Source organism: Hyphomonas sp. GM-8P (genome assembly GCF_003263315.1).
Taxonomy (GTDB): domain Bacteria; phylum Pseudomonadota; class Alphaproteobacteria; order Caulobacterales; family Hyphomonadaceae; genus Hyphomonas.
In genome coordinates this window covers 54,357-81,199 of record NZ_AWFE01000013.1, presented here as the reverse complement: position 1 = coordinate 81,199, position 26,843 = coordinate 54,357, and the positions used below count along the sequence as shown (strand labels likewise).

General features: G+C 62.7%; 24 protein-coding genes. 11 read left to right on the top strand and 13 right to left on the bottom strand.

The genetic code is table 11. From position 1 onward, the window contains the following. The first annotated feature begins 92 nt into the window (after positions 1-92). Positions 93-491: a DUF1330 domain-containing protein gene (locus HY26_RS02035; protein WP_233348874.1), complete on the top strand. Its 399-nt coding sequence runs from the start codon at positions 93-95 to the stop codon at positions 489-491. A gap of 44 nt (positions 492-535) precedes the next feature. Then, entirely contained in the window at positions 536-1,393 is an 858-nt protein-coding gene (locus HY26_RS02030) for a 50S ribosomal protein L11 methyltransferase (protein WP_034769657.1), read from the top strand. A 132-nt stretch (positions 1,394-1,525) separates the two neighbouring features. Here HY26_RS02030 and HY26_RS18925 read toward each other — a convergent pair whose 3' ends face one another. Further along, positions 1,526-1,702, bottom strand: a complete 177-nt coding sequence (locus HY26_RS18925; protein ID WP_155843687.1) for a hypothetical protein — start codon at positions 1,700-1,702, stop codon at positions 1,526-1,528. 200 nt (positions 1,703-1,902) lie between these two features. On the opposite strand from HY26_RS18925, the gene HY26_RS02025 reads away from it, so the two are divergent. Then, positions 1,903-3,714, top strand: a complete 1,812-nt coding sequence (locus tag HY26_RS02025; protein ID WP_112072819.1) for an aminopeptidase P family protein — start codon at positions 1,903-1,905, stop codon at positions 3,712-3,714. Here the strand turns inward: HY26_RS02025 and HY26_RS02020 are convergent. Next, a complete protein-coding gene (locus HY26_RS02020; protein ID WP_112072818.1) occupies positions 3,711-4,505 on the bottom strand; it encodes a helix-turn-helix transcriptional regulator in 795 nt (264 codons plus the stop codon). The two genes, HY26_RS02025 and HY26_RS02020, sit on opposite strands and share 4 nt — an antisense overlap. 116 nt (positions 4,506-4,621) lie before the next feature. Between HY26_RS02020 and HY26_RS02015 the strand changes: the two genes are divergently transcribed. Then, entirely contained in the window at positions 4,622-5,032 is a 411-nt protein-coding gene (locus HY26_RS02015; RefSeq protein WP_034769652.1) for a tautomerase family protein, read from the top strand. Between the two features lie 7 nt (positions 5,033-5,039). Here HY26_RS02015 and HY26_RS02010 read toward each other — a convergent pair whose 3' ends face one another. After that, on the bottom strand, positions 5,040-5,726 hold the full coding sequence (locus tag HY26_RS02010; protein ID WP_065383363.1) for an SDR family oxidoreductase: 687 nt from the start codon (positions 5,724-5,726) through the stop codon (positions 5,040-5,042). A 1-nt stretch (position 5,727) separates the two neighbouring features. After that, positions 5,728-6,513 (bottom strand): SDR family oxidoreductase, encoded by a 786-nt coding sequence (locus tag HY26_RS02005; protein ID WP_034769645.1) that lies wholly within the window; start codon positions 6,511-6,513, stop codon positions 5,728-5,730. A 166-nt stretch (positions 6,514-6,679) separates the two neighbouring features. On the opposite strand from HY26_RS02005, the gene HY26_RS02000 reads away from it, so the two are divergent. Then, the gene (locus HY26_RS02000) at positions 6,680-8,368 is read left to right on the top strand and encodes a DNA repair protein RecN (RefSeq protein ID WP_034769643.1); all 1,689 of its coding nucleotides are present in this window, start codon (positions 6,680-6,682) and stop codon (positions 8,366-8,368) included. Further along, positions 8,365-10,470, top strand: a complete 2,106-nt coding sequence (gene ligA / locus HY26_RS01995) for an NAD-dependent DNA ligase LigA (RefSeq protein WP_034769641.1) — start codon at positions 8,365-8,367, stop codon at positions 10,468-10,470. The genes HY26_RS02000 and ligA overlap by 4 nt, the downstream gene beginning before the upstream one ends. An 18-nt stretch (positions 10,471-10,488) precedes the next feature. On the opposite strand, the gene HY26_RS01990 is transcribed toward ligA, so the two are convergent. The 6 genes from HY26_RS01990 to HY26_RS01965 all read right to left on the bottom strand — a co-directional run bounded on the left by HY26_RS01990 (position 10,489) and on the right by HY26_RS01965 (position 17,229). Further along, positions 10,489-11,319: an outer membrane protein assembly factor BamD gene (locus tag HY26_RS01990; protein WP_065383118.1), complete on the bottom strand. Its 831-nt coding sequence runs from the start codon at positions 11,317-11,319 to the stop codon at positions 10,489-10,491. Between the two features lie 175 nt (positions 11,320-11,494). Next, positions 11,495-12,406: a UDP-3-O-acyl-N-acetylglucosamine deacetylase gene (gene lpxC / locus HY26_RS01985; protein WP_233351503.1), complete on the bottom strand. Its 912-nt coding sequence runs from the start codon at positions 12,404-12,406 to the stop codon at positions 11,495-11,497. A 212-nt stretch (positions 12,407-12,618) separates the two neighbouring features. After that, positions 12,619-14,082: a cell division protein FtsZ gene (gene ftsZ / locus HY26_RS01980; protein ID WP_034769635.1), complete on the bottom strand. Its 1,464-nt coding sequence runs from the start codon at positions 14,080-14,082 to the stop codon at positions 12,619-12,621. A 92-nt stretch (positions 14,083-14,174) separates the two neighbouring features. Beyond that, positions 14,175-15,467: a cell division protein FtsA gene (ftsA, locus tag HY26_RS01975; protein ID WP_034769632.1), complete on the bottom strand. Its 1,293-nt coding sequence runs from the start codon at positions 15,465-15,467 to the stop codon at positions 14,175-14,177. Continuing rightward, positions 15,467-16,333: a cell division protein FtsQ/DivIB gene (locus tag HY26_RS01970; protein ID WP_065383117.1), complete on the bottom strand. Its 867-nt coding sequence runs from the start codon at positions 16,331-16,333 to the stop codon at positions 15,467-15,469. Before HY26_RS01970 ends, ftsA begins: the two co-directional genes overlap by 1 nt. Next, complete coding sequence (locus tag HY26_RS01965; protein WP_034769627.1) at positions 16,321-17,229, bottom strand: D-alanine--D-alanine ligase; 909 nt, start codon at positions 17,227-17,229, stop codon at positions 16,321-16,323. Before HY26_RS01965 ends, HY26_RS01970 begins: the two co-directional genes overlap by 13 nt. Before the next feature lie 257 nt (positions 17,230-17,486). Between HY26_RS01965 and HY26_RS01960 the strand changes: the two genes are divergently transcribed. Further along, positions 17,487-19,553, top strand: coding sequence for a TonB-dependent siderophore receptor (locus HY26_RS01960; protein ID WP_139068897.1), 2,067 nt, complete (start codon positions 17,487-17,489; stop codon positions 19,551-19,553). On the opposite strand, the gene murB is transcribed toward HY26_RS01960, so the two are convergent. The 3 genes from murB to secA form a co-directional block, all read right to left on the bottom strand. Further along, positions 19,550-20,503 (bottom strand): UDP-N-acetylmuramate dehydrogenase, encoded by a 954-nt coding sequence (gene murB, locus HY26_RS01955; RefSeq protein ID WP_034769624.1) that lies wholly within the window; start codon positions 20,501-20,503, stop codon positions 19,550-19,552. The two genes, HY26_RS01960 and murB, sit on opposite strands and share 4 nt — an antisense overlap. A gap of 61 nt (positions 20,504-20,564) precedes the next feature. Next, positions 20,565-21,074, bottom strand: a complete 510-nt coding sequence (locus HY26_RS01950) for an AAA family ATPase (protein WP_065383115.1) — start codon at positions 21,072-21,074, stop codon at positions 20,565-20,567. Positions 21,075-21,080: 6 nt separating this feature from the next. Then, positions 21,081-23,858 (bottom strand): preprotein translocase subunit SecA, encoded by a 2,778-nt coding sequence (gene secA, locus HY26_RS01945; RefSeq protein WP_112072816.1) that lies wholly within the window; start codon positions 23,856-23,858, stop codon positions 21,081-21,083. A gap of 181 nt (positions 23,859-24,039) precedes the next feature. On the opposite strand from secA, the gene HY26_RS01940 reads away from it, so the two are divergent. The 4 genes from HY26_RS01940 to HY26_RS01925 are packed head-to-tail and all read left to right on the top strand — an operon-like array spanning position 24,040 to position 26,841. Next, entirely contained in the window at positions 24,040-25,008 is a 969-nt protein-coding gene (locus HY26_RS01940; protein WP_051600328.1) for a peptidylprolyl isomerase, read from the top strand. Continuing rightward, entirely contained in the window at positions 25,005-26,252 is a 1,248-nt protein-coding gene (gene argJ, locus HY26_RS01935) for a bifunctional glutamate N-acetyltransferase/amino-acid acetyltransferase ArgJ (RefSeq protein WP_034769610.1), read from the top strand. Before HY26_RS01940 ends, argJ begins: the two co-directional genes overlap by 4 nt. Beyond that, entirely contained in the window at positions 26,249-26,668 is a 420-nt protein-coding gene (gene mutT / locus HY26_RS01930) for an 8-oxo-dGTP diphosphatase MutT (RefSeq protein WP_065383342.1), read from the top strand. The genes argJ and mutT overlap by 4 nt, the downstream gene beginning before the upstream one ends. Next, positions 26,665-26,841 (top strand): Flp family type IVb pilin, encoded by a 177-nt coding sequence (locus tag HY26_RS01925; protein WP_081813235.1) that lies wholly within the window; start codon positions 26,665-26,667, stop codon positions 26,839-26,841. The genes mutT and HY26_RS01925 overlap by 4 nt, the downstream gene beginning before the upstream one ends. Positions 26,842-26,843: the final 2 nt, after the last annotated feature.

The window sequence follows — 26,843 nt, the reverse complement described above, 5'->3', positions numbered from 1 at the left end:
CTGTTCCGGCCAATGAAAAGCCTTGGCAGGCCGGGGTTCCGGGCCTTTGCTGGGGGGCCGGGACAGGCCGGGTTTCAAGGGGAGACAAGAAAATGGCGATAAACACTTACGCCCGCGCGGTCATGCTTGGCACGGGGATCTGCCTGGCGGCAGCCTGCACGACAGTCGCGGAGCCGGATGCGGCTCCTGCTACGGTGCCGAAAGCCTACCTCGTCGCCGAAATCGAGGTGGTGAATCCGGAACCCTACAAGGCCTATGTGGCGGCGGCCGGACCGCTGGTCGCAGCCTATGGCGGCAAGTATCTCGTGCGCGGCGGCGCGGCCGAGGCCCTTGAAGGCGCTCCACCTGCCGGCCGGATGGTTGTCGTGGAGTTTCCGAGCATGGCGGAAGCGAAGCGCTTCTACGACTCGCCGGAGTATACGGAAGTCCGGCGGGGGCGAATCGAGAATGCGGTTTCCCGGTTCATTCTGGTGGAAGGCCCAGCCCCCTGATGCAGCATCTTCCTTTCGGTTCGGTGTCCTGCTAAGCGCCGCGGATGTACCAGATATCGGCAAGAGGCGCGCGGGCGCCGGTGGAAGCAGCATGGGATGCCCTGGCCTGGGCAGACCCGTCGCCTGCGGGCGCAGTGGACTGCAAGGAAGACGGACGGGGCGTCTGGCGCCTCGATGCCTTCGCGGAGAGCCAGGAAGACGCCGACGCGTGTGTGGCCATGATCACCGAGACCAGCCCGGAGCTGAACGCGCGGGTGGAAGAAGTGGTCGAGCGCGACTGGGTGACCATGTCGCTGGAAGGCCTGCCGCCGGTTTCTGCTGGTCCGTTCTTTGTCGCGGGCAGTCATGCGCTGGCGAAGATGGCGCCGGGGCGGATCCCGGTGCTGATCGAGGCGGGGCCGGCTTTCGGCACCGGCCATCACGGTACGACGCTGGGTTGCCTGCTGGCGCTCGATGACGTGCGCCGCCGCCGCGCCATCGGGAAAGTGCTGGATCTCGGGACGGGCTCCGGCGTCCTGGCAATCGCTGCCCTGAAGGCCGGCGCGACCATGGCGCTCGGCACCGATATCGATTTCGACAGTGTCGTCGTGGCGAACGAGAATGCGAAGAAGAACAATGTAACCGGCTTCACGGCGATGCATGTGACCGGCGCGAACCATCCGCGCATCCGACAGGCTGCGCCGTACCAGACCGTGTTTGCGAACATCCTGATGAAGCCGCTGATCGGCCTTGCGCCGGAGATTGCGCGCCTTACGGCGCCCGGCGGCACGATCATCCTGTCGGGCTTGCTGCATCACCAGGCCATGCAGGTGCGTCAGGCCTTCGAGGGTCATGGCATCCTGTTCGAACGCCGCATCCGCAAGGATGGCTGGTCAACGCTGGTCATGCGCCAGAAAGCCTGACGCAGGGCAGAACCTGGCATTGAAATAAAAATCTCCCGCCGCATCCCAGGGAGGATGGGCGGGAGAAAGGTAATCTACACTCAGGGTAGGTTGCCTGCCCGGAGGTGTGGGCAGGCCAGGGATCAGGGTTGATCAGGCGTGCGTGGCGCGGCGTGCCCAGCGGGCCATGCGGCGGGCCAGGATGCGCGGACGGTTCACCGGCATCTGCACGGCTTCGCCGGCGATGATCGCGCGGGTGATGTCTTTGACCTCTGCGCCGCGAATTTCGGCAGTGTCAGTGCGGGCGGAGGTCGTCAGGTCGGTATTCATCAGTTTTGCTTTCGTTGTTCTTGCAATTATTATTCGTGCGTTCTTTTTCCGAACCCGAGATGCATGTCTCAATGACTTCGGAGGGCGCCATATAGGCCTCAGAGGTAAACAAAAAAGAGGGAAAGCCTGAAAATAAGCATGCTGAAATGCATAGCTCAAATGCGCTTTCCTTGGGTCAGGTGCGGCGGTAAGACTCCGGCATGAGACAGACCTTCGATATCAAGGGCGGCCCCCAGGACGGGCGCGCGCACCTTCCGCTGCTCCGCAAGGAGCTTGGCACCATGGGCCTCGACGGCTTTTATGTGCCGCACGACGACGAATACCAGAACGAGTACCTGCCGGACGCGAACGAGCGCCTGGCCTGGGTATCGGGCTTCACCGGCTCGTTCGGGTCCGCCTTCGTCTTCACCGACAAGGCCGTGATCTTCGCCGATGGCCGCTACACCATTCAGGCAGCCGACCAGACCGCCCCTGAACTGTGGGACCGGGAAGCCATTCCGGAGCCGGGCGCTTTCGGGTGGCTAGCGAAACAGAAACTTTCCGGCAAGAAGGTCGGGTACGACCCGCGCCTGATGAGCCCGAATGATGTCACCCTGCTGGAGGCCGCCGCAAAGAAATCCGGCGCCGAACTGATCGCGGTCGAGGAAAACCCGATCGACAAGGCCTGGGCCGACCGTCCGCCGCAGCCAATGGCGGAAGTCGCGCCTTACCATGTGAAATATGCCGGCGTTGCGCATGACGAAAAGCGCGCTGAAATCGGCAAGGCGCTGGAAGAGGACGGCATCGATGCCGCCGTGCTGACGTCACCGGCGTCGCTTGCCTGGGCGTTCAATATCCGGGGCGGGGACGTGATGTGCACGCCGCTGCCGCTGGGCCGGGCGATCCTCCACAAGGATGGCAGTGCGGATCTGTTCCTCGACGAAGCGAAAGTCTCGCCGAAGTTGCGCAAGCATCTCGGCAATACAGTCACCGTCCGTCCGCTGTCGGAAATTGACGAGGGACTGGGTGAATTGTCCGGCAAGACCGTCAGCCTCGATCCGGATCTCGCCTCGGCCTGGTTCTTCGACACGGTGGAAGCGGCCGGTGGCAAGATCGTGCGCCAGCGCGACCCGGTGGCTCTGCCGCGCGCCTGCAAGAATGAGGCAGAGATCAAGGGCACCACCGCCGCGCACATTCGTGACGGCGTTGCACTGACCCGCTTCCTGCACTGGCTCGACACCGAAGCGCAGAGCGGCAAGGTGACCGAGATCGAAGCGGCGATCCGGCTGGAGAATTTCCGCGACGAATACGACTCGCTGAAAGACCTGTCCTTCCCGTCGATTTCCGGCGCGGTGGAGCATGGCGCGCTGCCGCACTATCGCGTGTCGGAAGCGTCCGACCGGACGCTGGAGCTCGGCTCGCTCTACCTGATCGATTCAGGCGGTCAGTATCCGGATGGGACGACGGACGTCACCCGCACCGTGCCGATCGGTGAACCGATAGCAGACATGATTCGCCACTATACGCTGGTGCTGAAAGGCCATATCTCGCTGGCCACCGTACGGTTCCCGGAAGGCACGACCGGTACGCATCTCGATACGCTGGCGCGTCATGCGCTGTGGCAGGCGGGGCTCGACTATCAGCACGGCACAGGCCATGGCGTCGGCGTGTATCTCGGCGTGCATGAAGGGCCGCACCGGATTGCCAAGGCGTGGAACGCCGTGCCGCTGATGCCGGGCATGATCGTCTCGAACGAACCCGGCTATTACCGGGAAGGGCAGTACGGCATCCGGATCGAAAACCTGCAATATGTTACCCCGCCAGCCCGCATCGAGGGCGGCGAGATCGACATGCTGGGCTTCGAATGCCTGACCTTCGCGCCGCTGGCACGTGACCTGATCGACGTGAAGCTGCTCACCAAAGAAGAGCGCAAATACGTCAACGACTATCACAAGCAGGTCTGGAAGCTGCTGAACCGCAAACTGCCGGACGATGTGAAAGCCTGGCTTAAGGACGCCACGAAGCGGATCTAGACGGCATAGTAGATAATGGTTTTGAGTGCCGGGTTTTCGATAACCTGAAGGGCGACATATTCGTATTTCGTCCTGCCGCCGCCTGGCGGGTAGAGCGTCTTGCACCCGGCACCGCCGACCTTGATGCCATGTTGGCGCCACCATGTCGCAAACAGATGGCTCTCTGCCTGAAGCCGGCCCGTTAGCTGCACGAAGCGGGGATCGGCTGTGTTGATGTCGTGAACGGGCCGGAACTCGGCCAGCATGCGTTTTGCTTCGGCTTCCCAGCCAGCCCCGAACAGCTTGCGTGAGGCCGGGCGGAGGAACATGCCGATAAAGACATTCCTGTCGGCATCCGCAACATCGCCGAACCCGAACAAGGCATCTGCCGCAAGGTTCCAGTGAAGCACATCGCCCAACCGGTTGGTGACATAGGCTGGCTGTGCCAGCCGGTCGGTCATGCGCTGCACAGTCGGCGGAACAACTTCGTCCGCGGCGTCCTGGGGCAGGGCCATGCCGGACAGGGCGTAGAGGTGAGCTATCTCGACCGTGTCGAGCCGCAAGGCCCTGGCAATCGCGTCAACGGTGTGGCGGGACGGGCTGACCGGGCAGCCCTGTTCCAGCCTGATGTACCAGTCGACAGAAATATCTGCGAGCTCGGCCACCTCATCGCGGCGAAGCCCCGGGGTGCGGCGCCGTCCGCGTTCAGGCAGGCCGAGGGTCTCCGGCCGGATCGCCTCGCGCCGGGAGCGGAGGAACCGGCCAAGCTCGTTGCGGGCATGGCGAACAGGGGTGGGCGTCGTCGTTTGCATCTCAGGGTGGGTCCATTTAGTCCTAGGATAATCCTGGTCCTGTTTGAGGCGTGACGTTCACCCTAGTCTCGACAAACGATCCGTCAACTGCGGGTCGAACGAGAAAGGAATATCCCATGCCAATGATTCAAGTCTGGATGCGATCCGGGAAGGACAAGGCCTACAGGGCGGCCGTTTCGGCGGGCATCCACCAGGCGATGATCTCGGTGATGAACCTGCCGGAAGACGACTATTTCCAGGTCACGCACGAACTGGAAGAAGAGAATTATATCTTTGACCCGAACTATTTCGGAATGCCGCGCAGTCCGGACTTCCTGATGATCCGGCTTTCGTTCAATGCCCGCCCGGCCGCCGTGAAGATGCGCCTGTTTGAGGCAATTGCAGACAATCTTGTGAAATCTCCCGGCGTCCGCCGCGAGGACCTCGGCATGAGCATCCTCGAGACCAATTTCGAGAACTGGTGGGCCCATGGCCGCCGGGTGGACAAGGAGACGGGTACGGATGAGCGGATCGGTGGGGACGGCTAGCCTTTCTCTAGAACTCCCGCTCTCTCCCGGTCCATTCGATAAATCGGCCCGTGCGGGCCAGAGTGAGCCCGTCCGCGACTGCAACAATCCCTTTCGCGACTTCGTCCGGGGTGAGGTTTGCGGCGGGCCCGCCCATATCGGTCTGTACCCAGCCGGGATCGATCAGGCAGACTGCGATGCCTTCTGGCGCGAGGTCTGTCGCAAGGCCTTGCATCACCTTGTTCACTGCTGCCTTGGACGCCCGGTAGGCGATCCGGTCGGATTTGGCATAGCCCATCCAGGACATCTGGCTGGAAACGGTCAGGATACGGCCGTTTTCAGATTTCCGGATATGAGGCAGGAAAGCCTGCGCGACGGCCAGCGGCGCGAGTGTGTTGATTTCGAGCGTCCGGGCGAAGCCGTCGAAATCCATTTTCAGCGTGGTCTGCTCAGCATCCGGCGGGCCGATTGTGCCGGCATTGTTGATCAGGATGTCGACGGGTGCGTCGAGGTGCGCAGCGGCTGCTGACATGGCTGAGCGGTCGGTCACGTCGAAGACAAGTGGCGTGAAGCCGGAGCCGAGTTCCGCTGCTGTTTCCTCCGCCTGTGCGTCAGTGCGCACGCTGCCACAGACGCGCCAGCCCTTGTCCAGCGCCTCCCGGGCGAGGTGAAAGCCGATACCGCGATTTGCGCCGGTGATGAGGATGGTGGTCATGTCATTTGAGTCCCAATTGCTTCAACGCATCCTGCACACCATCGAACCGGGGGCGGATGTCCTCCCCGATATGGGCATGGGTGGGGATGTAGAACAGGCCAAGGTCCAGGCCTTTCAGGGCAATCTCGGCGCACTGCTCCGGCATGATGACGTTGAATTCGGGCGGGATCATCGCCGGATCGGGAATGCCGCTGGCGATCAGCGGCGTATAGACCCCACCCGGCATCAGCACGTGCAGATCCATCAGTTCGCCGCGAAGGTCTTCGCGCAACCACTCAGCCATGATCAGCACACCGTGCTTGGTCGCGCCATAGGCGCCGATATGGGTGCGCTTCACGGCGTGCGGCAGGCTGAGGGAATTTTCAGATCCAGTGATCATCAGCCGTCCCCGCACACCTGAATCCTTGAGGACTGCGGCATAGGCCTGGGCAATGCGGAAGGGAGCAAACATGTTCACTTCGAACATCCGCATTGTCTCTGGCCCGAAATCCTCCTTGGTCATCCGTTTGTGGCGATCGATACCGGCATTGGCGCAGACAAGGTCCAGCTGGCCTTTCCAGTCCAGCGCCTCTTTCACGAGCGCGGCAGATGCTTCCGGCTTCGACAGATCACAGGGAATGGCAAGGCCCGGGCGGGGCAGCTGCGCGGCGACCTCCCTGGCGAGGTCTGCCTGTATGTCGGCGACCACGACGTCCGCCCCGCGTTCGCTGAGCTGCGTCGCCATCGCCTTTCCGATGCCGGATGCTCCGCCGGTGATCAGCGCCACCTTGCCGTTGTAATCGATCATGCTTGCGGCCTCCCTGAATATCGCCTTCTTTGGCAGGCTATACTGAAAGTGCGCCCGGGCAGAGGGCTTGCGGTAAATCTGCCCTGAATGGGTGCCGTGCAGATTCCATTTGTTCTGTTTTTGTTCTAATGCTAGGAACACACTCCGTAGAGTTGGGAGTGCTTCCATGATCCTTGCTTTGTCCATTCGTGATTTTGTTCTGATCGACCGTCTCGATATCGAGCCGGGATCAGGCTTTACCGCGCTGACCGGGGAGACCGGGGCGGGAAAATCCATCATCCTTGATGCCCTGGCGCTGACGCTGGGCGCACCGGCAGACCGGGGCGTGATCCGCTCCGGCGCAGAGCAGGCAAGCGTTGCGGCGGAATTTGCCGCCGTGCCCGGCCATCCGGTCTGGGACGTGCTGGCCGAGCATGGCTTCGAGGCGAGTCCGGACGAGACGCTGACCCTGAAGCGCGTCGTGCGCGCCAGCGGCCCGGCGCGGGCCTTCATCAATGACCAGCCGGTCAGTGCCGCCCTGTTGGCCGAGGCAGGCGAGACGCTGGTGGAGATCCATGGCCAGCATGCGGCGTCCGCGCTGATGCGTCCGTCCTCTCATCGAAAGCTGCTCGACCTGTTCGCAGGCAATGAAGCCCTGCTGGATGCTTGTGCCGAAGCACAGGCGGCCCGGCTGGAAGCGAGGGAGACACGCGAGCGGCTGGAAGCCGAGACAGAGGAAGCGCTGCGCACGCGGGAATGGCTGGCTGGCGCGGTGGAGGAGCTGGACACGCTCGCCCCGCAGGCTGGGGAGGCAGGTGTTCTGACCGAGACCCGCACGCGCCTGATGCAGTCCGAACGCGTGACCGAAGCCATTACGGAGGCCGAAGAAGCCTTCGCCGATGCCGAGATCGAGGCAGCGCTCTCCAAAGCGTCACGGGCGGCTGAGCGTATCTGCCGTCTGCCGGGCTTTGACGGGGCTGATCATCCTCTCGCCCATGCGGCCCGGTCGGCGGCTGAAGCACTGGAGCGTGCCCTGATCGAGACAGGCGAGGCCGAAGCGGCGATTGCCGCGCTGGAAAGCCTGGTCGAGCATGACACCAGTGCGCTGGAGATGGCCGAGGCGCGGCTCTTCGCGCTGCGGGCCGTTGCCCGCAAGCACATGGTCGATCCGGATCTGTTGCCAGACGTGCTGGAGACCCTGCGTGAGCGCCTGAACCTGGTGGAAGCCGGCGAGGACGCGCTGGTCCGCGCCCGGAAAGCCGAGAGCGCGGCCAATGCCGCCTGGCATGCAGCGGCGGAAAAACTGACCGCCGCACGGAAAGCGGCCGCTGCCCAGCTGGAAAAGGCCATCGTGAAGGAGCTTGCGCCGCTAAAACTCGGTCGTGCGGTCATTCGTGTCTCTGTCACGCCGCTCGGTGAAGATGGCGGGGCGCATGGCGGTGACCGGGTGGAGTTCGATGCCGAAACCAATCCCGGCGCAGGCTTCGGCCCCTTGCGCAAGATCGCCTCCGGCGGGGAACTGGCGCGCGTGTCGCTCGCCCTCAAATGTGCCCTGGCAGAGGCGGGCAGCGCTGGCACTCTGATCTTCGACGAAGCGGACCAGGGCGTCGGCGGCGCAGTCGCCGCGGCGATTGGCGAGCGATTGATCCGGCTGGGCCGCACGCGGCAGGTGTTCGCGATCACCCACAGCCCGCAAGTCGCGGCGGCGGCGCGGTCGCAGTGGCTTGTGGAAAAGGGCAGGGGCAAGTCTGGTGGCACGCGCCTGCGCGGGCTAGATGAGTCGGACAGGCAGGAAGAAATTGCCCGCATGCTGTCCGGCGCCGAGATCACCCAGGAGGCGCGGGCAGCGGCCGGGAGGCTGTTGGAGGATGTATGAGCGAGGCGACCCCGGTCGAAGACCTGACACGCGAAGAGGCCGCGGTCGAACTTGAACGCCTTGCCGGCCTGATCGCCGAGGCAGACGCGGCGTATTACCAGGAAGACGCCCCGCTGATGACGGACGCGGAATACGATGCCGCGCGCCTGCGCAATGCGGCCATTGAAGCTCGCTTCCCGGACCTGAAGCGCGAGGACAGTCCGTCAGACAGGGTCGGTGCGGCCGCGCATGACGGCTTCGCCAAGGCGGCGCATGCCGCGCCCATGCTGTCGCTCGACAATGCGTTCTCCGACGAGGATGTCAGCGACTTCGCAGACCGGATCCGGCGCTTTCTCGGCCTCGGCGCAGACGAAGAAGTCGCAATCACGGCGGAACCTAAAATCGACGGCCTGTCTCTCAGCCTCACCTATGAGAAGGGCACGCTGAAACGCGCAGCAACGCGCGGCAATGGCGAGGTGGGCGAGGACGTCACCGCCAATGCGCGCACGCTGGGCGACATCCCGAAAAAACTGTCCGGCAAGGGCTGGCCCGACAGGATCGAGATCCGCGGCGAAGTCTACATGACCAAGGCGGACTTTGCGGCGCTTAACAAGCGGGAAGAAGAGGCGGGCCGGAAGGTTTTCGCCAATCCGCGTAATGCGGCGGCAGGCAGCCTTCGGCAGCTCGATGTCGAGATTACGAAATCCCGCCCGCTACGCTTCTTTGCCTATGCCTGGGCTGCCGAGAGCACGCCTTTTGCGGACACACAGCATGAAGCCGTGCAGATTTTCGCCGATTGGGGCTTTTCAACAAACCCGTTGATGATCCGTGCCGTGACGGTGGAGGAATTGCTCTCGGTTTATCGTGACATCGAGGCAAAACGGGCCGATTTGCCGTATGATATCGACGGCGTCGTCTACAAGGTGGACCGGCTTGACTGGCAGCAACGCCTCGGCTTCGTCTCCCGCGCGCCGCGCTGGGCCATTGCGCACAAATTCCCGGCGGAGAAGGCCACGACCGAACTGCTGGACATCGACATCCAGGTTGGCCGTACGGGGTCACTGACGCCGGTAGCGCGGCTGCAGCCTGTGACGGTGGGCGGCGTGGTCGTCTCCAACGCTACCCTGCACAATGAAGATGAGATCGCCCGCCTAGGTGTGAAGCCCGGCGATACGGTCGAGATCCAGCGGGCAGGGGATGTGATTCCGCAAGTCCTCCGTGTCGTGAAAGATGGTGGCGGCGAGTCCTGGCAGATGCCGCACCAGTGCCCGATCTGCGGATCGGACGCGGTGAGGGAAATCGATGCCAAGGGCGAGGAAGATGTCCGGCGCCGCTGCACCGGCGGGCTCGTCTGCCCGGCGCAAGCTGTGGAGCGGCTGAAGCATTTCGTCTCCCGCAAGGCACTGGACATTGACGGCCTCGGCGCGAAACAGATTCAACTCTTCCATGAGAAAGGCGTGTTGAAAGGCCCGCAGGATATCTTCCGGCTTGCGGCGGCGATCGAGGCCGCCGGCCTGCCGCCGCTGGAAGCGTGGGAAGGCTTCGGCAAGGTCTCTGCGAAGAAGCTGTTCGATGCCATTGATGCGCGCCGGAACGTGCCGTTTGCACGGTTCCTCAACGGGCTCGGCATCCGCCATGTCGGCCAGACGACGTCGCAATTGTTCGCGCGGACTTTCCTGAAATGGGATGTGTTCTGGGCAAATGTCGTCTCCGCCGCCGAAGACGGGGAGGGCAGTGAAGCCTGGGAGGCGCTGTCCGGCATCGACGGCATCGGCGCAACGGCGGTCAACGCGCTCTGCGATTTCGAGCGCGAGGCCCATAATCGCGACATGCTCGCTGCCTTGCTTTCGGAGCTGACGATCGAGGACGAGGCGAAAGCCGCCTCCGACAGCCCGGTTGCGGGCAAGACGATTGTCTTCACGGGGACGCTGGAGCGGATGACGCGGGACGAGGCGAAAGCCCGAGCCGGGGCGCTGGGGGCCAAAGTGTCAGGATCGGTCTCCGCCAAGACGGATCTCGTCGTCGCCGGGCCGGGCGCCGGGTCGAAACTTAAGAAGGCGGCAGAGCTCGGTATCCAGACGATGACCGAGGATGAATGGTTCGACCTGATTGGCGGCGCGTGAAGCGCGTGGCCTTGCCGCTTATTTTCCGCCGGGAATGATTCTCTGCAGCAGGGTGCGCTTCGTCGCCGACGTATCCAGCATCACGCCTTCCGAGGTCAGAAGGTTGTATGCCATCTTGTACCAGTCCGATTCCGGATAATTGTATCCGAGAGTCGCGGCGGCTTCAGTGGCCTGCGGGCGCATGCCAAGGGAGAGGTAGGCCTCGACCAGGCGATAGAGCGCTTCTTCGGAGTGGGAAGTCGTGTCGTAGTCCTGAACGACGGTGCGGAACCGGTTGATCGCCGCCAGCGTCTGGTTGGACCGCAGGTACCAGCGGCCGACTTCCATTTCCTTGCCGGCCAGCTGGTCATTGACCATGTCCAGCTTGAGTTGCGCGTCGCGGGCGTATTCACTGTCCGGGAAACGGCGCAGTACGTCCTGCAGGGAGACCTTGGTCTGTTCGGTCATGCCCTGGTCGCGGCCGACATCAACAATCTGCTCAAACTGGCTGACCGCGATGAGGTAGTAGGCATACGCTGCCTCGGTACCGCCTGGGTGCAGCGAGATATAGCGCTGAGCTGCGGAGATGGCTTCGTCATAGTCGCGGCGCCGGTAATGGGCGTAAGCGGTCATCACCATCGCCTTGCGGGCCCATTCGGAATAGGGGTGCTGGCGCTCGACTTCGTTGAACAGCAGGATCGCTGTCTCGTAATCGCGGCTGTCCAGTTCGCTGCCGGCCTGATTGTAGAGTTGCTCGACCGGGCGCTCGACATAGGCGAGTTCGCGCTGGCGCTTTTCCCGGCTCTGGCAGGCTGTGAGGCTCACAGCCACGGCGATCAGGGCGAGGGCGAGGGGCTTGGCAGGCTTCATGGGCTCCGGCGCGCTTTCTGCAATTCTTGTCGCCCTTTGATTAGCGCGAACCCTGCCGGAATTCCAAGGAACTTTCACATGCCGGAAACCTTAAACAGGCCCGGAAACAGGCTAGGTGGCCCAAGTCTTACAGGCTTTTTAGACAGGCTCTTTGAGGAAGTGCGGCGATAACCGCTCAGATGGCAGCGCCGGCCCGAACAGTTTGGGTGACGAGATCGGTGTCGGCGTCGCTTTCCCAGCACCAGGCTTCCGGGGTCGCCAGCAGCTTGCGTACCAGCTTGTTGTTCAACGCGTGGCCCGGCTGCACCGCGTCATAAGCGCCGGCGATCGGGGCGCCTGCCAGCATGAGGTCGCCCACCGCATCCAGCATCTTGTGGCGCACGAATTCATCTTCGATGCGCAGGCCTTCCGGGTTCATGATCGCTTCGTCGTCGTCGATCACGACAGCATTGTCGAGCGAGCCACCGCGGGCAAGGCCCATGGAACGCAGCATCTCGACATCGCGGGCAAACCCATAGGTGCGGGCAAAGGCGAGGTCCCGGGCAAACATGCCGGGCGCGAGGCGCAAGGCCATCTGTTGAACGCCGATGACATTGTTGTCGTATTCGATGCGGGCGCGCAGCGTGAGGTGATTGTCTTCAGAGGGCGACAGGGTGGCGCGCTTCGGCCCGTCAACGATCTCGATGGTTTCGAGAATGCGGATGCGGCGGCGCGGCGCGGTCTGCTGTTTCAGGCCAGCTTGTAGAAGCAGCTCGCAGTAGACGGCCGACGAGCCATCCATGATCGGCACTTCCGGCCCGTCGATTTCGATCAGAAGATTGTCGATACCGAGACCGGAGACGGCCGCCATCAGGTGTTCAACCACGGCGACCGAAATACCATTTTCGTTGGAAATCGTCGTGCCGAGCTGGGTGTCGGAGACGTTTGCGGCATGGGCCAGGATTTCAGCTTTCGGCAGGCCGAGGTCTGTGCGGCGGAACAGGATGCCAGTGCCGACAGGCGCCGGTTTCAGAACCAGCCGGGCTTTCTCGCCGCTGTGGACGCCGACGCCGGCGCACATGGCGGGCCGCTCAATTGTCTGCTGCATTTCCATGCCAAATCTACTCACAACTGCCCCATGACAACAGGCGCCTTTGTGAGGGTAGGGGGTTAAAGGAGCAAAACACGGCTTGTTTCGGCGTGTTACAAAACGAGCCATATCATCAGATATGGCCCTGTTTAAATTGGGTTTTTACTGCAACAGGTTAACCTTGCCTGACTGTTTTTTCACGCATCCGGCGCTGCCATCCGTTGGGCGGTTCAGTGATTGGCTGACCGGCGCAGGAAAGCGGGGATCTCGAGGTCTGCATCGTCGAACGGGGCAGGCTCGGGATGATCGTCCGGCGAGGAGACAATCGGGGCCGGCTCAGCGGTGTCATCGTTTTCGCCCTGCGGCGTGTTGCGGCGCCATCCGAACAGGTTGGCAAAACCGGATCCGCCCTGGTCGGCTTTCGGCTTGTCGGCGACCGGGGTGTCGCGACGGGCGGAGAATACAGAATCTGCTGACACTTCTTCGTCTCCTTCTGCGCCTACATAGTGATCGTCTTCGACCGCCGCTGTTTCTGCTTCCGCAGCGGTTGGACGATGGGTGATGATGGTCGGGCGGTCTTCGTCATGCGCCGGGGCGTCTTCCGCCATTTCCTCGGCTGCGACGCCTTCGGTTTCTGCGGTGTCCTCTTCCAGCTCGGGTTCCGGCTCCGGTTCCATTTCTTCGACCGGAGCAGCGATCGGCTGACGGACGCTGGCTTCCGGATTGGCGGGCTCTGCCGGCTTGGCGGCGAAGCCTGCTTCGACGCCTGCCGCGATCACGGAGACGCGCAGACGGCCTTCCAGTTCGGTGTCGAAGGCCGATCCGAGGATGATGTTCGCATCCGGGTCCACTTCGCGCCGGATCTCGTTGGCAGCCTCGTCCAGCTCGAACAGGGTCATGTCATAGCCGCCGGTGATGTTGATGAGCACGCCCTTGGCGCCCTTCATCGAGATATCGTCCAGCAACGGATTGTCGATCGCCTGGCGTGCCGCTTCCAGTGCGCGGTTCTCGCCGGTGGCCTCACCCATGCCCATCATGGCCGTGCCCATGCCGTGCATGATGGCGCTGACATCTGCGAAGTCGAGATTGATCAGGCCGGGCATGACCATCAGGTCGGTGATGCCGCGCACGCCGGAATACAGCACGTCGTCGGCCATGCGGAAGGCTTCGGCGAAGGTCGTGCGATCGTTGGCGATGCGGAAAAGGTTCTGGTTCGGCACGACGATCATCGTGTCGACATGGCCGCGGATCAGGTCCAGCCCGCTCTCGGCGACATGCATGCGGCGATTGCCTTCGAAGCCGAACGGCTTGGTGACGACGGCGACGGTGAGGATATCCATCTCGCGCGCGGCGCGGGCGATCACCGGGGCGGCGCCGGTGCCTGTACCGCCGCCCATGCCGGCCGCGATGAATACCATATGGGCGCCTTCGAGGTGGCCCTTGATCTCGTCGATGGATTCTTCGGCGGCCTTTTCGCCGACTTCAGGACGCGCGCCGGCGCCGAGGCCGGAGGTCGTGACCGGGCCAAGCTGAATCTGCTTCTCGGCCTTGGAACGTGAAAGGGCCTGCGCGTCTGTGTTGGCTGCAATGAACTCGACGCCCTGAAGGTTCGCCTCGATCATGTTGTCGACAGCGTTGCCACCGGCACCGCCGACGCCAAAGACCAGGATCCTGGGCTTCAGTTCATAATTCATTGCATCCCTCACTTCACTCTACTTGCGGACCCCTGCCGTGGGGCAAGATGGCGTGATGCGGCTAAGAAGCAGTTAAGTGGAGTGAAATTGGCTCAGAAATTTTCTTCGAGCCAATGGAACACCTTGTTCACCACGCCGCTTCTCGACTCTGGTCCGTCCTTGCGCGAAGCAGTTGCCCTTACTGCGTCCGCAAACCCCAACTCAGAGTACAGTAGCAGACCGGAGGCTGTGGAGAAAGCTGGTGTTGCCAGTGTTTCGCCCAGAAATTCGGCGATGGTCGGTCGCCCAAGCCGCACTGGCGCCTGCAGGATGCGGTTGGCGACGTCGCGCACGCCCGGTAACTGCGATGCACCGCCTGTCAGCACGACGCGGTGGGGGAGTACTTTGCGTACACCACTGGAATCGAGCGTCTTGCGCACAAATTCGAAGGTCTCTTCGACGCGCGGAGCAATGATGGCGGCTAGCTGGCCGCGCTCCATGCGCGTCGCCTGCAGCCGGCCGTCATCGCCCAGTCGCGGAACCTCAATTCTTTCAGCGAGGCCCGGACCTTCGAGGTTGGCCGTGCCGTAGACGCTTTTCAGGCGCTCGGCGGCCGCGAAAGTCGTTCCGAGGCCCTGGGCAAGGTCTGACGTTACATGCGCGCCGCCGGCAGGGACAAGGCCCAGCCAGGCAGGAGAGCCGTTCAGGTAGACCGAGACCGCCGTCACTCCGGCACCCATATCGATGCAAATGGCACCGTTCTCGATCTCGTCGTCGATCAGCGTGCCCGCCCCACTCGCGATGGAGGAGGGGATCAGCGCCGAGACGCCGATATGCGCCCGGCCGACACATTCGACCAGATTTTTCACCACTGATTTCGGTGCGGTGACGACCGAGAGCAGCAGGCTGAGCTCATTGGCATACATGCCCTGCGGCTCACGCACGCCTTCCTGTTCGTCGACGCGATAGGCAACCGGCCAGGCGGCGAGGGTTTCTTCCCCGCGCGCCGGGACCTTCGCCAGCGCCTGGGCCTGGATACGGCGCACGTCTTTCTGGTTGATCTCCCGTCCGTCAATCGCGATCCGGGCGGTCACCAGTGTGGAGGCCAGTTTCTGGCCGGTGATGCCCAGCATCACATTGGAAATCTGCTCGCCCGCTTCGCGCTCGGCATCTTCCACGGCGAGGCGGATGGCGCGTTCCAGGCCCTCCATGTCGGTGATCGTCCCGCCGGTGAAGCCGCGCGACTGCTGGCGCCCGGCGCCGAGAATGCGGAAACTGCGCGGACCGGAGCCGTCATTGCGGCCGATCAGGCAGGTGATCTTCGAACAGCCGATGTCCAGCGCCGCTACCGTGCCGGTGCTCGAACGGCCCATACGGGGGGCGCGGCGGGACTGGACATTGGCCATCAGGAACGCGCCGCGATTTCACGCGCCTTGAAGTTCGGCGGATTGACCGGGCCGAGATAGACGCGGCCGGCATTGCGCAGGTCGATCATTTTCAGCGGGCGCTGCATGAGGGCGGTGCGCACCTGCAGGTCGGTCAGGCGGCCAAGGGCGGCGGTCAGCTCGATGTCTTCCGGCAGGCGGACCGTGGCGCCGGAAATGAGGCGCATGTCCCAGCGGCGGTCATTGATGCGCGTGGCGATTGCGAGATCGTCTGTCACTTCCGGGGCGTCGGCGAGTGCCATGACGAGGGCAGGGGCGGCTTCCGGCGCGCCGCGCCCGGCAACGCGGACCAGATCCGGATGATCGCTAGCCCGCTCGTCCGGAATGACGCGGCCAAGGCCGTCCACAACGGTCCATTCCTTGCCGTCATGCCAGATGGCGACCGGCTCGGCGGCGTCCGCGATGATCACGACCTGGTCCGGCCAGAGCCGGTGCACGCGCACGTTCAGCACCTTGTGAGTGCCCTCGACACGGCGGCGGATGATGTAGGGATCGGCGCGGAACATGTTCTCGCCGGGCTCGATCATGGCGGCGGCGCGGATTTCCTGCTGCAGGCGGGGATCCTGCTCAAGGCCGAGGACGGAGACTTCGTTGACGGAGACACCGGCCATGCGGGCCGTATCGTCCATGAAGCCGGCAAACCGGCTTTCGATCTGTGACATGGATCCGCCCATCCAGGCTGCCAGCGCCACGATGATGGCGATCAGCATGACGAAACCGAACAGGACGGACGAGACGCGCACTTCCTCGCCGGTCACTTCGTCGACGAAGGTGATCGGTTCGCGTCTGCGTTTCGGTGTGGGCTGGTTGCGGCTTATCTTCGGCATGAAGCGTCCTCAATCATCCATGCGACCAGTTCTTCGAAGGACATTCCAACGAAAGCGGCCTGTTCAGGGACAAGTGAGGTCGGCGTCATGCCGGGTTGGGTATTGGTCTCAAGGATCACGAGCCGGTCTCTCTTGTCGTCGTAGCGAAAGTCGGACCGCGTCGCGCCCCGGCAGCCAAGGACCTGATGTGCCCGCAAGGCGAAATCCATCGCCATGGCGGTAATGTGCTCAGGCACGTCTGCCGGGATCACATGACGTGATCCACCAGCTGAATATTTTGCATCGAAATCGTAATAGTCCCTTAAGGTCGTGATCTCTGTCACGGCAAGGGGACGGTCGCCCAGCACGGCGACGGTCAGTTCACGGCCCGGAATGAACTCCTCGGCCATGAGGTAATCGCCATAATGCCAGCTCTCGCTGAGCAGTTCCTGCGGCGGGCCATTCGCGCCTTTCCGCACGATCAGGACGCCAAAACTGGAGCCTTCATTGACCGGTTTGACCACATAGGGCGGTTCCAGCGGATGGGCCGCAGCGGCTTCGGCGCGCGTCACCTGGCGATCCTCTGCCACCGGCAGGCCGGCGGCGCGGTAAACGGCTTTTGACTTCAGCTTGTCCATCGCCAGCGCGGAGGCGAGCACGCCGGAATGGGAGTAGGGCAGGTCCATGACCTCCAGCAGGCCCTGCACACAGCCATCTTCGCCCCAGGGCCCGTGCAGGCCGTTGAGCACGACATCCGGCTTCACATCGGCCAGTTGGGCGGCGAGGTTCCGGTCCACATCGATACCGACTGCGTCATAACCTGCCGCCTGCGCGGCCTTCAGCATCTGCGTGCCTGAGGAAAGCGAAACCTCCCGTTCGGAGGACCAGCCGCCATAGATCACTGCCACGCGCTTCATTCTGAAAGTCCTTCCTGCCGGGCGGGCCCTGATCGGTCACGCCTGCTTCCAACCGTCTTTTCTGCTTCGTGCCGGTGAATAGGGGCTTAAGCGAGGCAAACCGGCGGCAGGGGCGGAGAGGATTACGAAAAAGTCATGACCGGGACCACTTGCATGCTTCTGACTACAACAGTAGTCGTTATCGAATAACAAGAAGATGAGTCGCTGGCGGGGGCGCCGGTGTCTCTTCACCCAAGCGAGGAAACAGGAGGCGCCCCGTGGCTGTCAGCCATACCCTATTGTCGAGTTTTGCCGCCCTCACGGCAGCCGGTCTCACCGTATTTCCAGCCATGGCAGAGCCTGCCGCTGACACATCGGTCTCTTCCCGGAGTGATTATGCGCCGGGCGACTTCGCACAGTATAACCCGCAGACAGCTCTGGACATGGTGAACCGGATCCCCGGCTTCTCCATTCAAGGTGACGACGATGGATCGCGTGGGTTCGGCCAGGCCACCGGCAATGTGCTGATCAATGGCCAGAGGGTCTCTGGTAAATCGAACGGCGCAGAAGCCGCGCTGGGGCGAATCTCCGCGACGCGGGTTGTCCGGATTGAAGTTGTCGATGGCACCAAGCTGGATATACCGGGCCTGTCCGGGCAGGTCGTGAATGTCACGACCGACGGGGAAGGGGGCGTGTCCGGCACATGGCGCTGGAAATCCCGCATCCGGGAAGACATCACGCCCTATTTTCATGAAGGCGTTGTGACGCTGTCGGGAGGCGACGAACGCCTGAACTGGAGCATGGAGGTCAGCAGCCTGCCGGAGCGCGGCGCCCATGCCGGGTGGGAATCCATAACGTCAGCCGACGGCACGCTTCTGGAGCGCCGCAAGGAAGACGTGACCAACATCGCTGACAATGCTGCCGTCTCCGGATCTTTGTCGTGGACACCTCCAAGCGGTGTGGTGGCAAACCTCAATGGCCGTGTGGGACTCTACCAGTTCGACCGGAAGGAGATCTCAAAAACCTTCCCCGTCGGCGGGCTGGAAGGCCGCCGACTGTTCCTGCGGGGGGAAGACGAGTGGAATGCCGAGTTCGGCGGAGACTATGAATTCGGGTTCGGGCCGGGTCGCCTGAAGGCGATCGGCCTCATCCGCCGCGAAAACAGCCCGGTGAACGATTCCGTCCGTATCGGCGCCGTCGATGGATCCGGCTTCTCGGAAACCCGGTTCAGTCAGACTGTGGATGAAGGCGAATATATCGGCCGGGGCGAATATGCCTGGGCGGGCGGACCGGAAAGCGACTGGCAGGTCTCCGTCGAGAATGCCTTTAATTTCCTCGAAGCCGAGGCCGGGCTGAGCGTCGCAGAAGGCGGTGATCCGTTCGAAATCATTCCGCTGCCGGGGGCCAATTCCCGTGTCGAGGAAAACCGCTGGGAAGCCGCGATCACGCATGGCCGGGCCCTGTCGGACGCACTGCGCCTGCAGGTTTCTCTGGGGGCGGAATATTCCGAACTGACCCAATCCGGGGACAATGCGAATGCCCGGGAGTTCACCCGGCCGAAGGGCTTTGTCAGCCTCTCATGGCAGGCGGACCCGAAGCTGAAACTCACGGCGCGGCTGGACCGGGAAGTGGGCCAGCTCGATTTTTTCGATTTCATTTCTTCGGTGAACCTCAATGCCGACAATGGCAATTCCGGCAATGCCGAAATCGTGCCGCAGCAGGCCTGGAAGTGGAGCCTGCAGGCCGAAAAGGATTTCGGGGAGTGGGGCGCTGCGACGCTGAACACGTACTATTCCGATATTGAGGACATTGTGGACCGCGTTCCCATCGGCATGGGGGATGGGCCTGGAAATCTCGACTCTGCCTGGGAAGTCGGCGTGACCCTCGACACAACCCTGAAGCTGTCCAGGCTGGGTATTCCAGGCGGCGAGATAACGAGCTTTGCCGAAGTGTACGACTCAGAGGTCACCGACCCGTTGACCGGAGAGATCCGCCGAATCAACGACAGCCAGCTCTACTATGTGAACATGGAGTTCCGGCAGGATATTCCGGGAACGGACTGGGCGTGGGGCGCCTTTGCGGAGAAGTTCGAACGTAACCACTACTACCAGCTTCGGGAGCAGGGCGTGGAAGCCTCCACACCCGGCTATGCCTACGCTTTCGTGGAGCATAAGGATGTGTTTGGCCTGTCGGCCATGTTTGCGATTGGAAATCTCCTGAACCAGAAAGACAATTTCCGGCGAGAGATCTACGAGACCAACCGGCTGGGCCAGATAGCATCGATCGAAGACCGCAACCGCCGGTTCGGGCCGATTGCCATTTTTGAACTGCGGGGAACGCTCTAGGCGGTCTCGCTCGCCAGCTGGCCGATTCGGCGCACTTCCCAGCGCAGTTCCACGCCCTGCGTTTCGAGAACACGGCGGCGGACGAGTTCGCCCAACGCTTCGAGGTCCGCGGCAGTGGCATCGCCGGTATTGATCAGGAAGTTGCAGTGTTTCGGCGAAACCTGCGCCCCGCCGACCTTCAGGCCCCGGCAGCCAGCCGCATCGATCAGTTTCCATGCGGAACGCTGGTCCGGGGTGCCTGGCGGGTCAGGATTGGCGAAGGTGGACCCCGATGTCTTTTCCTTGATCGGCTGGGTCTCGGCCCGTCGCGCCTGCAGCTGTTCGATGTCAGCGAGGATTTTTTCCGGCGCGTCCGTGTCGTTGCCCTCCAGGATGAGGCGCGTGACGATCAGGTCGTCCGGCAGGTCTGTGTGCCGGTAGGAGAAATGGGCTTCCGGCTGGGCGCCCGGCTTGCCCGGCCCGCGATAAGCCGCCTTCGACCCGTCGCGCCGGAAGCCGTGCAGGGCCACCAGCGTGTCACGAAGCTCGCGCCCGTAGCAACCGGCATTCGTGCGCGTCGCCCCGCCGATGGAGCCTGGAATACCGGACAGGAATTCCAGCCCGCGGACGCCATTTTGCGCGGCAGCCTTCGCAACCGACAGGTCCAGCGCCCCGGCGCGCGCCTGCATGGTGATGCCGTCCAGCGCTTCGATCTGTCCCCAATACTTGCCCATCAGGCGGATCACGACGCCCCGAATGCCGCCATCGCGGACGATCACATTGGAGCCGACCCCGAGCACGGTGACCGGTACGGCCGGGTCGAGCGCGGTGAGGAAGGCTTGAAGGTCTTCCTCATCAGCTGGCAGGAACAGGGCATCCGCCGGTCCGCCCACCCGGAACCAGGTGTAGGGCGCCAGCGATGCATTCTCTAAAATCTTGCCCCGCACGGGGGGAAGGGGAAACGCTGTCATATGCTGGCGTTCCCTCGACTTGCCTGCGAAGTCAAGCGACTGGCCGTATTGCGCAGGGAGTTCAGGCGAGGGACGTCAGCCGCAGGAGATCTTCCAGGCAAGCATCGGTGCTTCGCCCTGCGGTATCCAGACGTGCCGGATTTGCCGTATTTCGTTCCCATCTGCGTGTGGCCATCGCGTCAGGCGTGACTGGAGCAAGGCCCGGAATACCCGTGTCGCGAGTCCTCAGCCGGGATCGGACCTCATCAGCATCCGAACAGAGAATTTCGATTTCGACGATATCAGCGCCAGCCATCTTTGCGACATTGCGCCAGCATTGCCTTGCCTGTTCGACGGCATTCACCGCATCGGCGACGACGTCATGCCCAGCCATCAGGTGGTCTGCGGCGAGCGTATAGCCCTGCTGGTAACCCAATGTACCGACATCGAAGTCGGGGCCGTGCGTGTTCCGCAGGTTCTGCTCGAATTCATCAATGCGCAGGTGCTTGGCGCCGGTCCGTTCCGAGAGCAAGCGGCTAAGTGTGGATTTTCCGGAACCCGGCAGGCCTGACATCAGGACCAGCCGGGGCATGACGGTTTATGCCCGCTGGGTGCTGAGGGCGCCGTGGCAGTGTTTGTACTTCTTGCCGGAGCCGCACGGGCAGGGGGAGTTGCGTGGTGTGTTCGACCAGTCGTCTTCGGCCTGCTGTAGTTCCGGACCGGGCGGTTTGGACGTGTCTGACGGGTCCATCTCGTTGATGCCGGTATCGGGGTCGAGATGCGTCTCGTGTGCCTGGGGAGGTTGCGGTGCTGGCATTTGCGCTGGCGCAGGCCTTTGCGGCATCTGGGCCGGGGCAGGGCGCTGTTGTGCCTGTTCCGGCTGAGCCTGCTGTAAACGGATATGCATCAGCGACCGGGTGACCGTCGCGCGCAGCTCTTCCAGCAGATTGTGGAACAGGTTGAAGGCTTCGGACTTGAATTCGTTCAACGGGTCACGCTGGCCATAGGAACGCAGGTGGATGACCGAACGAAGCTGGTCGATCATCTGCAGGTGCTCGCGCCAGCGCATGTCGAGGACCTGAAGCAGGATCTGTTTTTCGATCCGGTGCATCTGGTCGGCGCCAACGGCGGTGGTGACCGCCTGGTAAACCTGTTCCACCGCATCGCGGATGCGCTGGGCGATCTCTTTGTTTGCCACGCCTTCTTCGGCGGCCCATTCGTCGACCGGCAGGTCGATCGCAAATTCGTTGCGCATGGCTTCGCGCAGGCCCTGAACGTCCCACTGCTCCGCATACGCCTTCTCCGGCATGGTCCGGGAGACGATTGCACCGATCACATGCTCGCGCATTTCCAGGATCACGTCAGACACATCCTCGGCGCGCATGAATTCCATGCGCTGCTCGAAGATGGCCTTGCGTTGGTCGTTGATGACGTCGTCATATTTGAGGACGTTCTTTCGGATCTCGAAATTGCGCTGTTCGATCTTGCGCTGCGAGGTTTCCATCGCCTTGTTCATCCAGGGATGGGTGATGCCCTCGTCTTCCTTGATGCCGAGGCGGCGCATCACGGCGTCCATGCGCTCGGCCGCGAAGATGCGCATCAGGTCGTCTTCGATGGAGATGTAGAATTTGGATTTGCCGGGGTCGCCCTGACGGCCCGTCCGGCCGCGCAGCTGGTTGTCGATGCGGCGGCTTTCGTGGCGCTCCGTACCCAGAACGTAGAGCCCGCCGGCATCCAGCGCGCGCTTTTTCTTGACCTCGATGTCAGCCTTGATCTGGGACGTGAGCAGGGAGGCTTCGCCCTCGGTCAGCTCGCGGCCGAGCTCGGCCTCCTTTTTCGTCTTCTCCTGCTCGAGGCGCATTTCGAAATTGCCGCCGAGCTGGATGTCGGTGCCGCGGCCGGCCATGTTTGTGGCGACGGTGACGGCGCCGGGTACGCCGGCATTGGCGACGATCTGGGCTTCCTGCTCGTGGTGGCGGGCGTTCAGCACCTTGTGCGGAATCTTCGCGGCGGTCAGCAGATTGTCGAGAATCTCGGATTTCTCGATTGAGGCGGTGCCCAGCAGGATCGGCTGGCCCTTGGCGTGGCACTCGCGCACTTCCTTGACGATCTCGGCATATTTCGCCTTGGCCGTGCGGTAGACGACATCGTCCTCGTCGATCCGCTGGATCGGCTTGTTGGTTGGAAGGTCGATGACTTCCAGTTTGTAGATGTCGGCGAATTCGTCTGCCTCTGTCAGGGCGGTACCGGTCATGCCAGCCAGCTTGGAGTAGAGGCGGAAATAGTTCTGGAACGTGATCGAGGCCAGTGTCTGGTTCTCGGGCTTGATGTCGGTGCGTTCCTTGGCCTCGATGGCCTGGTGCAGGCCTTCGGACAGGCGGCGGCCTTCCATCATGCGGCCGGTGAACTCGTCGATCAGCATCACCTCGCCGCCTTTGACAATATAATCCTTGTCGCGGGCATAGAGCTTGTGGGCGCGCAGGGCCTGGTTGGCGTGGTGGACCAGCGAGATGTTGTGCGGTTCCCAGAGTGAGCCTTCCAGGAGGCCTTCCTCTTCCAGCCAGCCTTCGATCTTTTCCATGCCGGATTCGGTATAGGTGACCGAGCGCTGCTTCTCGTCGAGTTCGTAGTCTTCCTCTTCAAGGCGCGGAACCATTGCGTCGATCTTGATGTAGAGGTCGGATCGGTCGTCCGTCGGGCCGGAAATGATCAGCGGTGTACGGGCTTCGTCGATGAGAATGGAGTCCACCTCGTCGACAATCGCGAAATGGTGTCCGCGCTGGGCCATCTGGTCCAGCGAGTATTTCATGTTGTCGCGCAGATAGTCGAAGCCGAACTCGTTGTTCGTTCCGTAGGTGATGTCAGCGGCGTAGGCGGCCTTGCGCTCTTCGTCGGTGACACCGTGCACAATGATGCCGGTCGTCATGCCGAGGAAGCCATAGATCTGGCCCATCCATTCGGCGTCGCGGCGGGCGAGATAGTCGTTGACGGTGACGACGTGCACGCCTTTGCCCTCAAGGGCATTGAGATAGGCGGCGAGTGTTGCGACCAGCGTCTTGCCTTCACCGGTGCGCATTTCGGCGATCGCGCCGGAATGGAGGATCATGCCGCCCATCAGCTGCACATCGAAATGGCGCATGCCGAGGGCGCGCCGGGCGGCCTCCCGGGTAACGGCGAAAGCCTCTTCCAGCAGGGAATCGAGCGTCGCGCCATCGGCCAGGCGTTTGCGGAATTCTGCGGTCTTGCCTTTGAGGGCGCTGTCTGAAAGCGCCTCCATCATCGGCTCGAGGGCATTGATGCGGTTGACGCGGGCTCGCAGGGGTTTCAGCTTGCGGTCGTTAGCGGAACCGAAAATCTTGCGGGCGACGGAAAACATAAGAGGCTGCACCAATCAGGTCTGGGGCGAAGAAACTGTGATCCTGACCGTGTGACCGCACAGGAATACGCGGGTTCTCCCACCGTGATTACACCAGCCAAACCTACTCGACCAGCGCGCGGGTGAGACTTAAGAACGCCGCATTGGGGTGTCAATGCGGCGCCATCAGACAGCTGGAGTGATGACTGTGTTGAATCTGAAGGCTTTGCGGGTCCACCCGCGTATCCTGTTTGCCGGTCTGGCGATTATGACAGCGGCTGCGTGCAGCCCGCCACCGGAGGAAGAAGTGCCGGTTCGCGTTGAAGGCGCAACCGCCGCCACGGTGAATGGCGAGAAAATCTATGTCAGCGATGTAGAGCTGGAAGCCGTGGCCCGGGGCCTTGTGCCTGCTGGCACCAAGGTCAAATCCGGCGATCCGGAATACGACACGGTGCTCAATCAGCTGATTGAACAGAAGCTGATGGCGCAGGAGGCCGTCCGGCGCGGTCTGGACAAGGATCCGGCAGGTCGCCGGCGGCTCGAAATGGCTGAGGAGCGCATTCTCGGCAATCTGCTGGTCGAAAACCTCGTCGCTGAAGATGTGACCGAAGACCAGATTGAGGCGATGTACGAGAAACAGGTCGCCCTGCAGCAGGACGATGATGAAGTGCGCATCGCCCACATTCTGGTGGACACCAGGGAAGAGGCCCAGGCCCTGTTCGACCGGATCCAGGCGGGCGAAAGCTTCGAAAGCCTGGTCAGCGCCAACTCGCTCGACAGTGCCACACGCATGGAGCAGGGGGACCTTGGTTATGTCTCCCCGAACGATGAACCGCCGCCATTCCCGCTGGTCATCGCCAATACCGGCGAAGGCGAAGTCGCGCCGCCCTTCGAGTCGGCCGATGGCTGGCATATCCTCAAGGTTAAGGATCGCCGTTCGCGGGCACCGAAAACCCGCGCGGAAATGCGGCCGGATATCGTGACATTCCTGACCTTGGAACAGGTCGCCAAGATCGTTCGCCGCCTCAAGGCGGAGGCGCAGATCCAGCAGGGCGAACCGGGGCTCGACGATGACGGCGCAACGCCGTACAGGCTTCCCGACCCGGACTCCGGCCCCAACGATACGCCGGATGATCTCGCTGCCCCGGCTCCTGAAGGAACTGAACTTTGAATCTGACGCCCTCGCCCTTTGCGACGCCCTTCCCGAAACTGCCTGAGGTGAAAGGCGTACGCGCCGCCACCGGCTCGCGCGGCTTTTATGCAAAGCGCGGCGTGACCCGTGACGACGTTTTCCTGTTCGCCTTCGAGGAAGGCACGACCTGCGCCGGGGTCTACACGGTTTCCCGGACGGCGTCGGCTGACGTGCTCTGGTGCCGGGAAGCGCTGCAAACAGGTAGCGGTACGGCGCGTGCCCTTGTCGCCAATTCCGGCAATTCCAACGCGTTCACCGGCCCGAAGGGCAAGGACAAGAACGACGCGACATTGAAGGCAATGAGCGAGGCACTGGGCGTTGCGAAAGAGCACTGCTTCCTGGCGGCGACCGGCGTCATCGGAGAGCCGCTAGCCGATCCGAACTATGTCGGCGCGTTTGTGCCCGAATTGGCGGACAAGCTGGGCACCCCGGACTGGGAGGCGGCCACGCGCGCCTTCATGACTACCGATACGTTCGCGAAGGGCGCCGGCACATCGATGGAAATCGACGGTCACACCGTGAACTTTGCCGGGATCGTGAAGGGCTCCGGCATGATCGCGCCGAACATGGCGACGATGCTGGCCTATGTCTTCACCGACGCCGCCATTGCGCACGATGTGCTGCAGGAATTGCTGGAAGAGATCACGAACGAGACCTTCAACTGCATCACGGTCGATGGTGATACATCCACGTCTGATACGCTGATGGTGTTCGCGACCGGCCAGTCTGGCATGGACCCGATCACCTCGAAGAGTGACCCGCGGCTCGACTCCGTCGCCATGGCTCTGCACTCGGTTTGCCTCGAACTGGCCCAGCTGGTGGTGAAGGACGGGGAAGGGGCGCAGAAATTCGTCACCATCCAGGTCGAGAGCGCCGTGTCGCAGATGTCGGCGAAAATCATCGCCTGCGAGATTGCCAATTCACCCCTGATCAAGACCGCGATGGCGGCCGGTGACGCAAACTGGGGGCGGATTGTCATGGCTGTCGGCAAGTCGCTGGAGCCGATTTCGGCCGCTGACCTCGCCATCTGGTTCGATGATGTTCAGGTCGCAAAGGATGGCGCGCGGATGCCGGACTACAGCGAGGAGGCTGCCAGCGCTGTGTTCGCGAAACCCGAATTCACGATCCGTGTCGATGTTGCCGCGGGCGATCAATCAGCCACTGTCTGGACCTGCGATCTGACGCACGGATATGTCGACATCAACGGCGCTTACCGGACATGACGCACCGGTTGGTCCTGGTCGTCGCCGCTGCGCTGTACAATGACAAGGGCGAGATCCTCCTGGCGCAACGCCCGGAAGGCAAACAGCTCGCGGGCCTGTGGGAGTTTCCGGGCGGCAAGGTAGAGCCCGGCGAAACGCCGGAGGCTGCGCTCGTGCGCGAGCTTCATGAGGAGCTGTCGATTACGGTTAAGGAATCGGAACTTCAGCCGCTCACTTTTGCGAGTTTCACTTACCCCGACTTTCATCTTCTTATGCCACTCTACAAGTGTCAGGCATGGTCAGGCGAAGTGCATCCACGAGAAGGCCAGGCCATCGCGTGGGTTCCTCCGGCAAACCTGTTTGATTACCCGGCCCCTCCTGCGGATCTTCCGCTGTTCGAGGTTCTTTCGGGGGGACACGCGACGGAGGGACCATGAGAGCCGCACGTGAACTGTTTTCGCATTTCCTCGGTAACGAGGAGGGTGCAACCGCGATCGAATATGCGCTGATTGCAGGCATCATCTGCCTTGCGATCGTTGGCGGCGCGACCGCCGTTGGCGCGTCAACCGGTGCTTCTTTCAACAAGGCAGCTGCCGGCTTCAACGGCTGAGC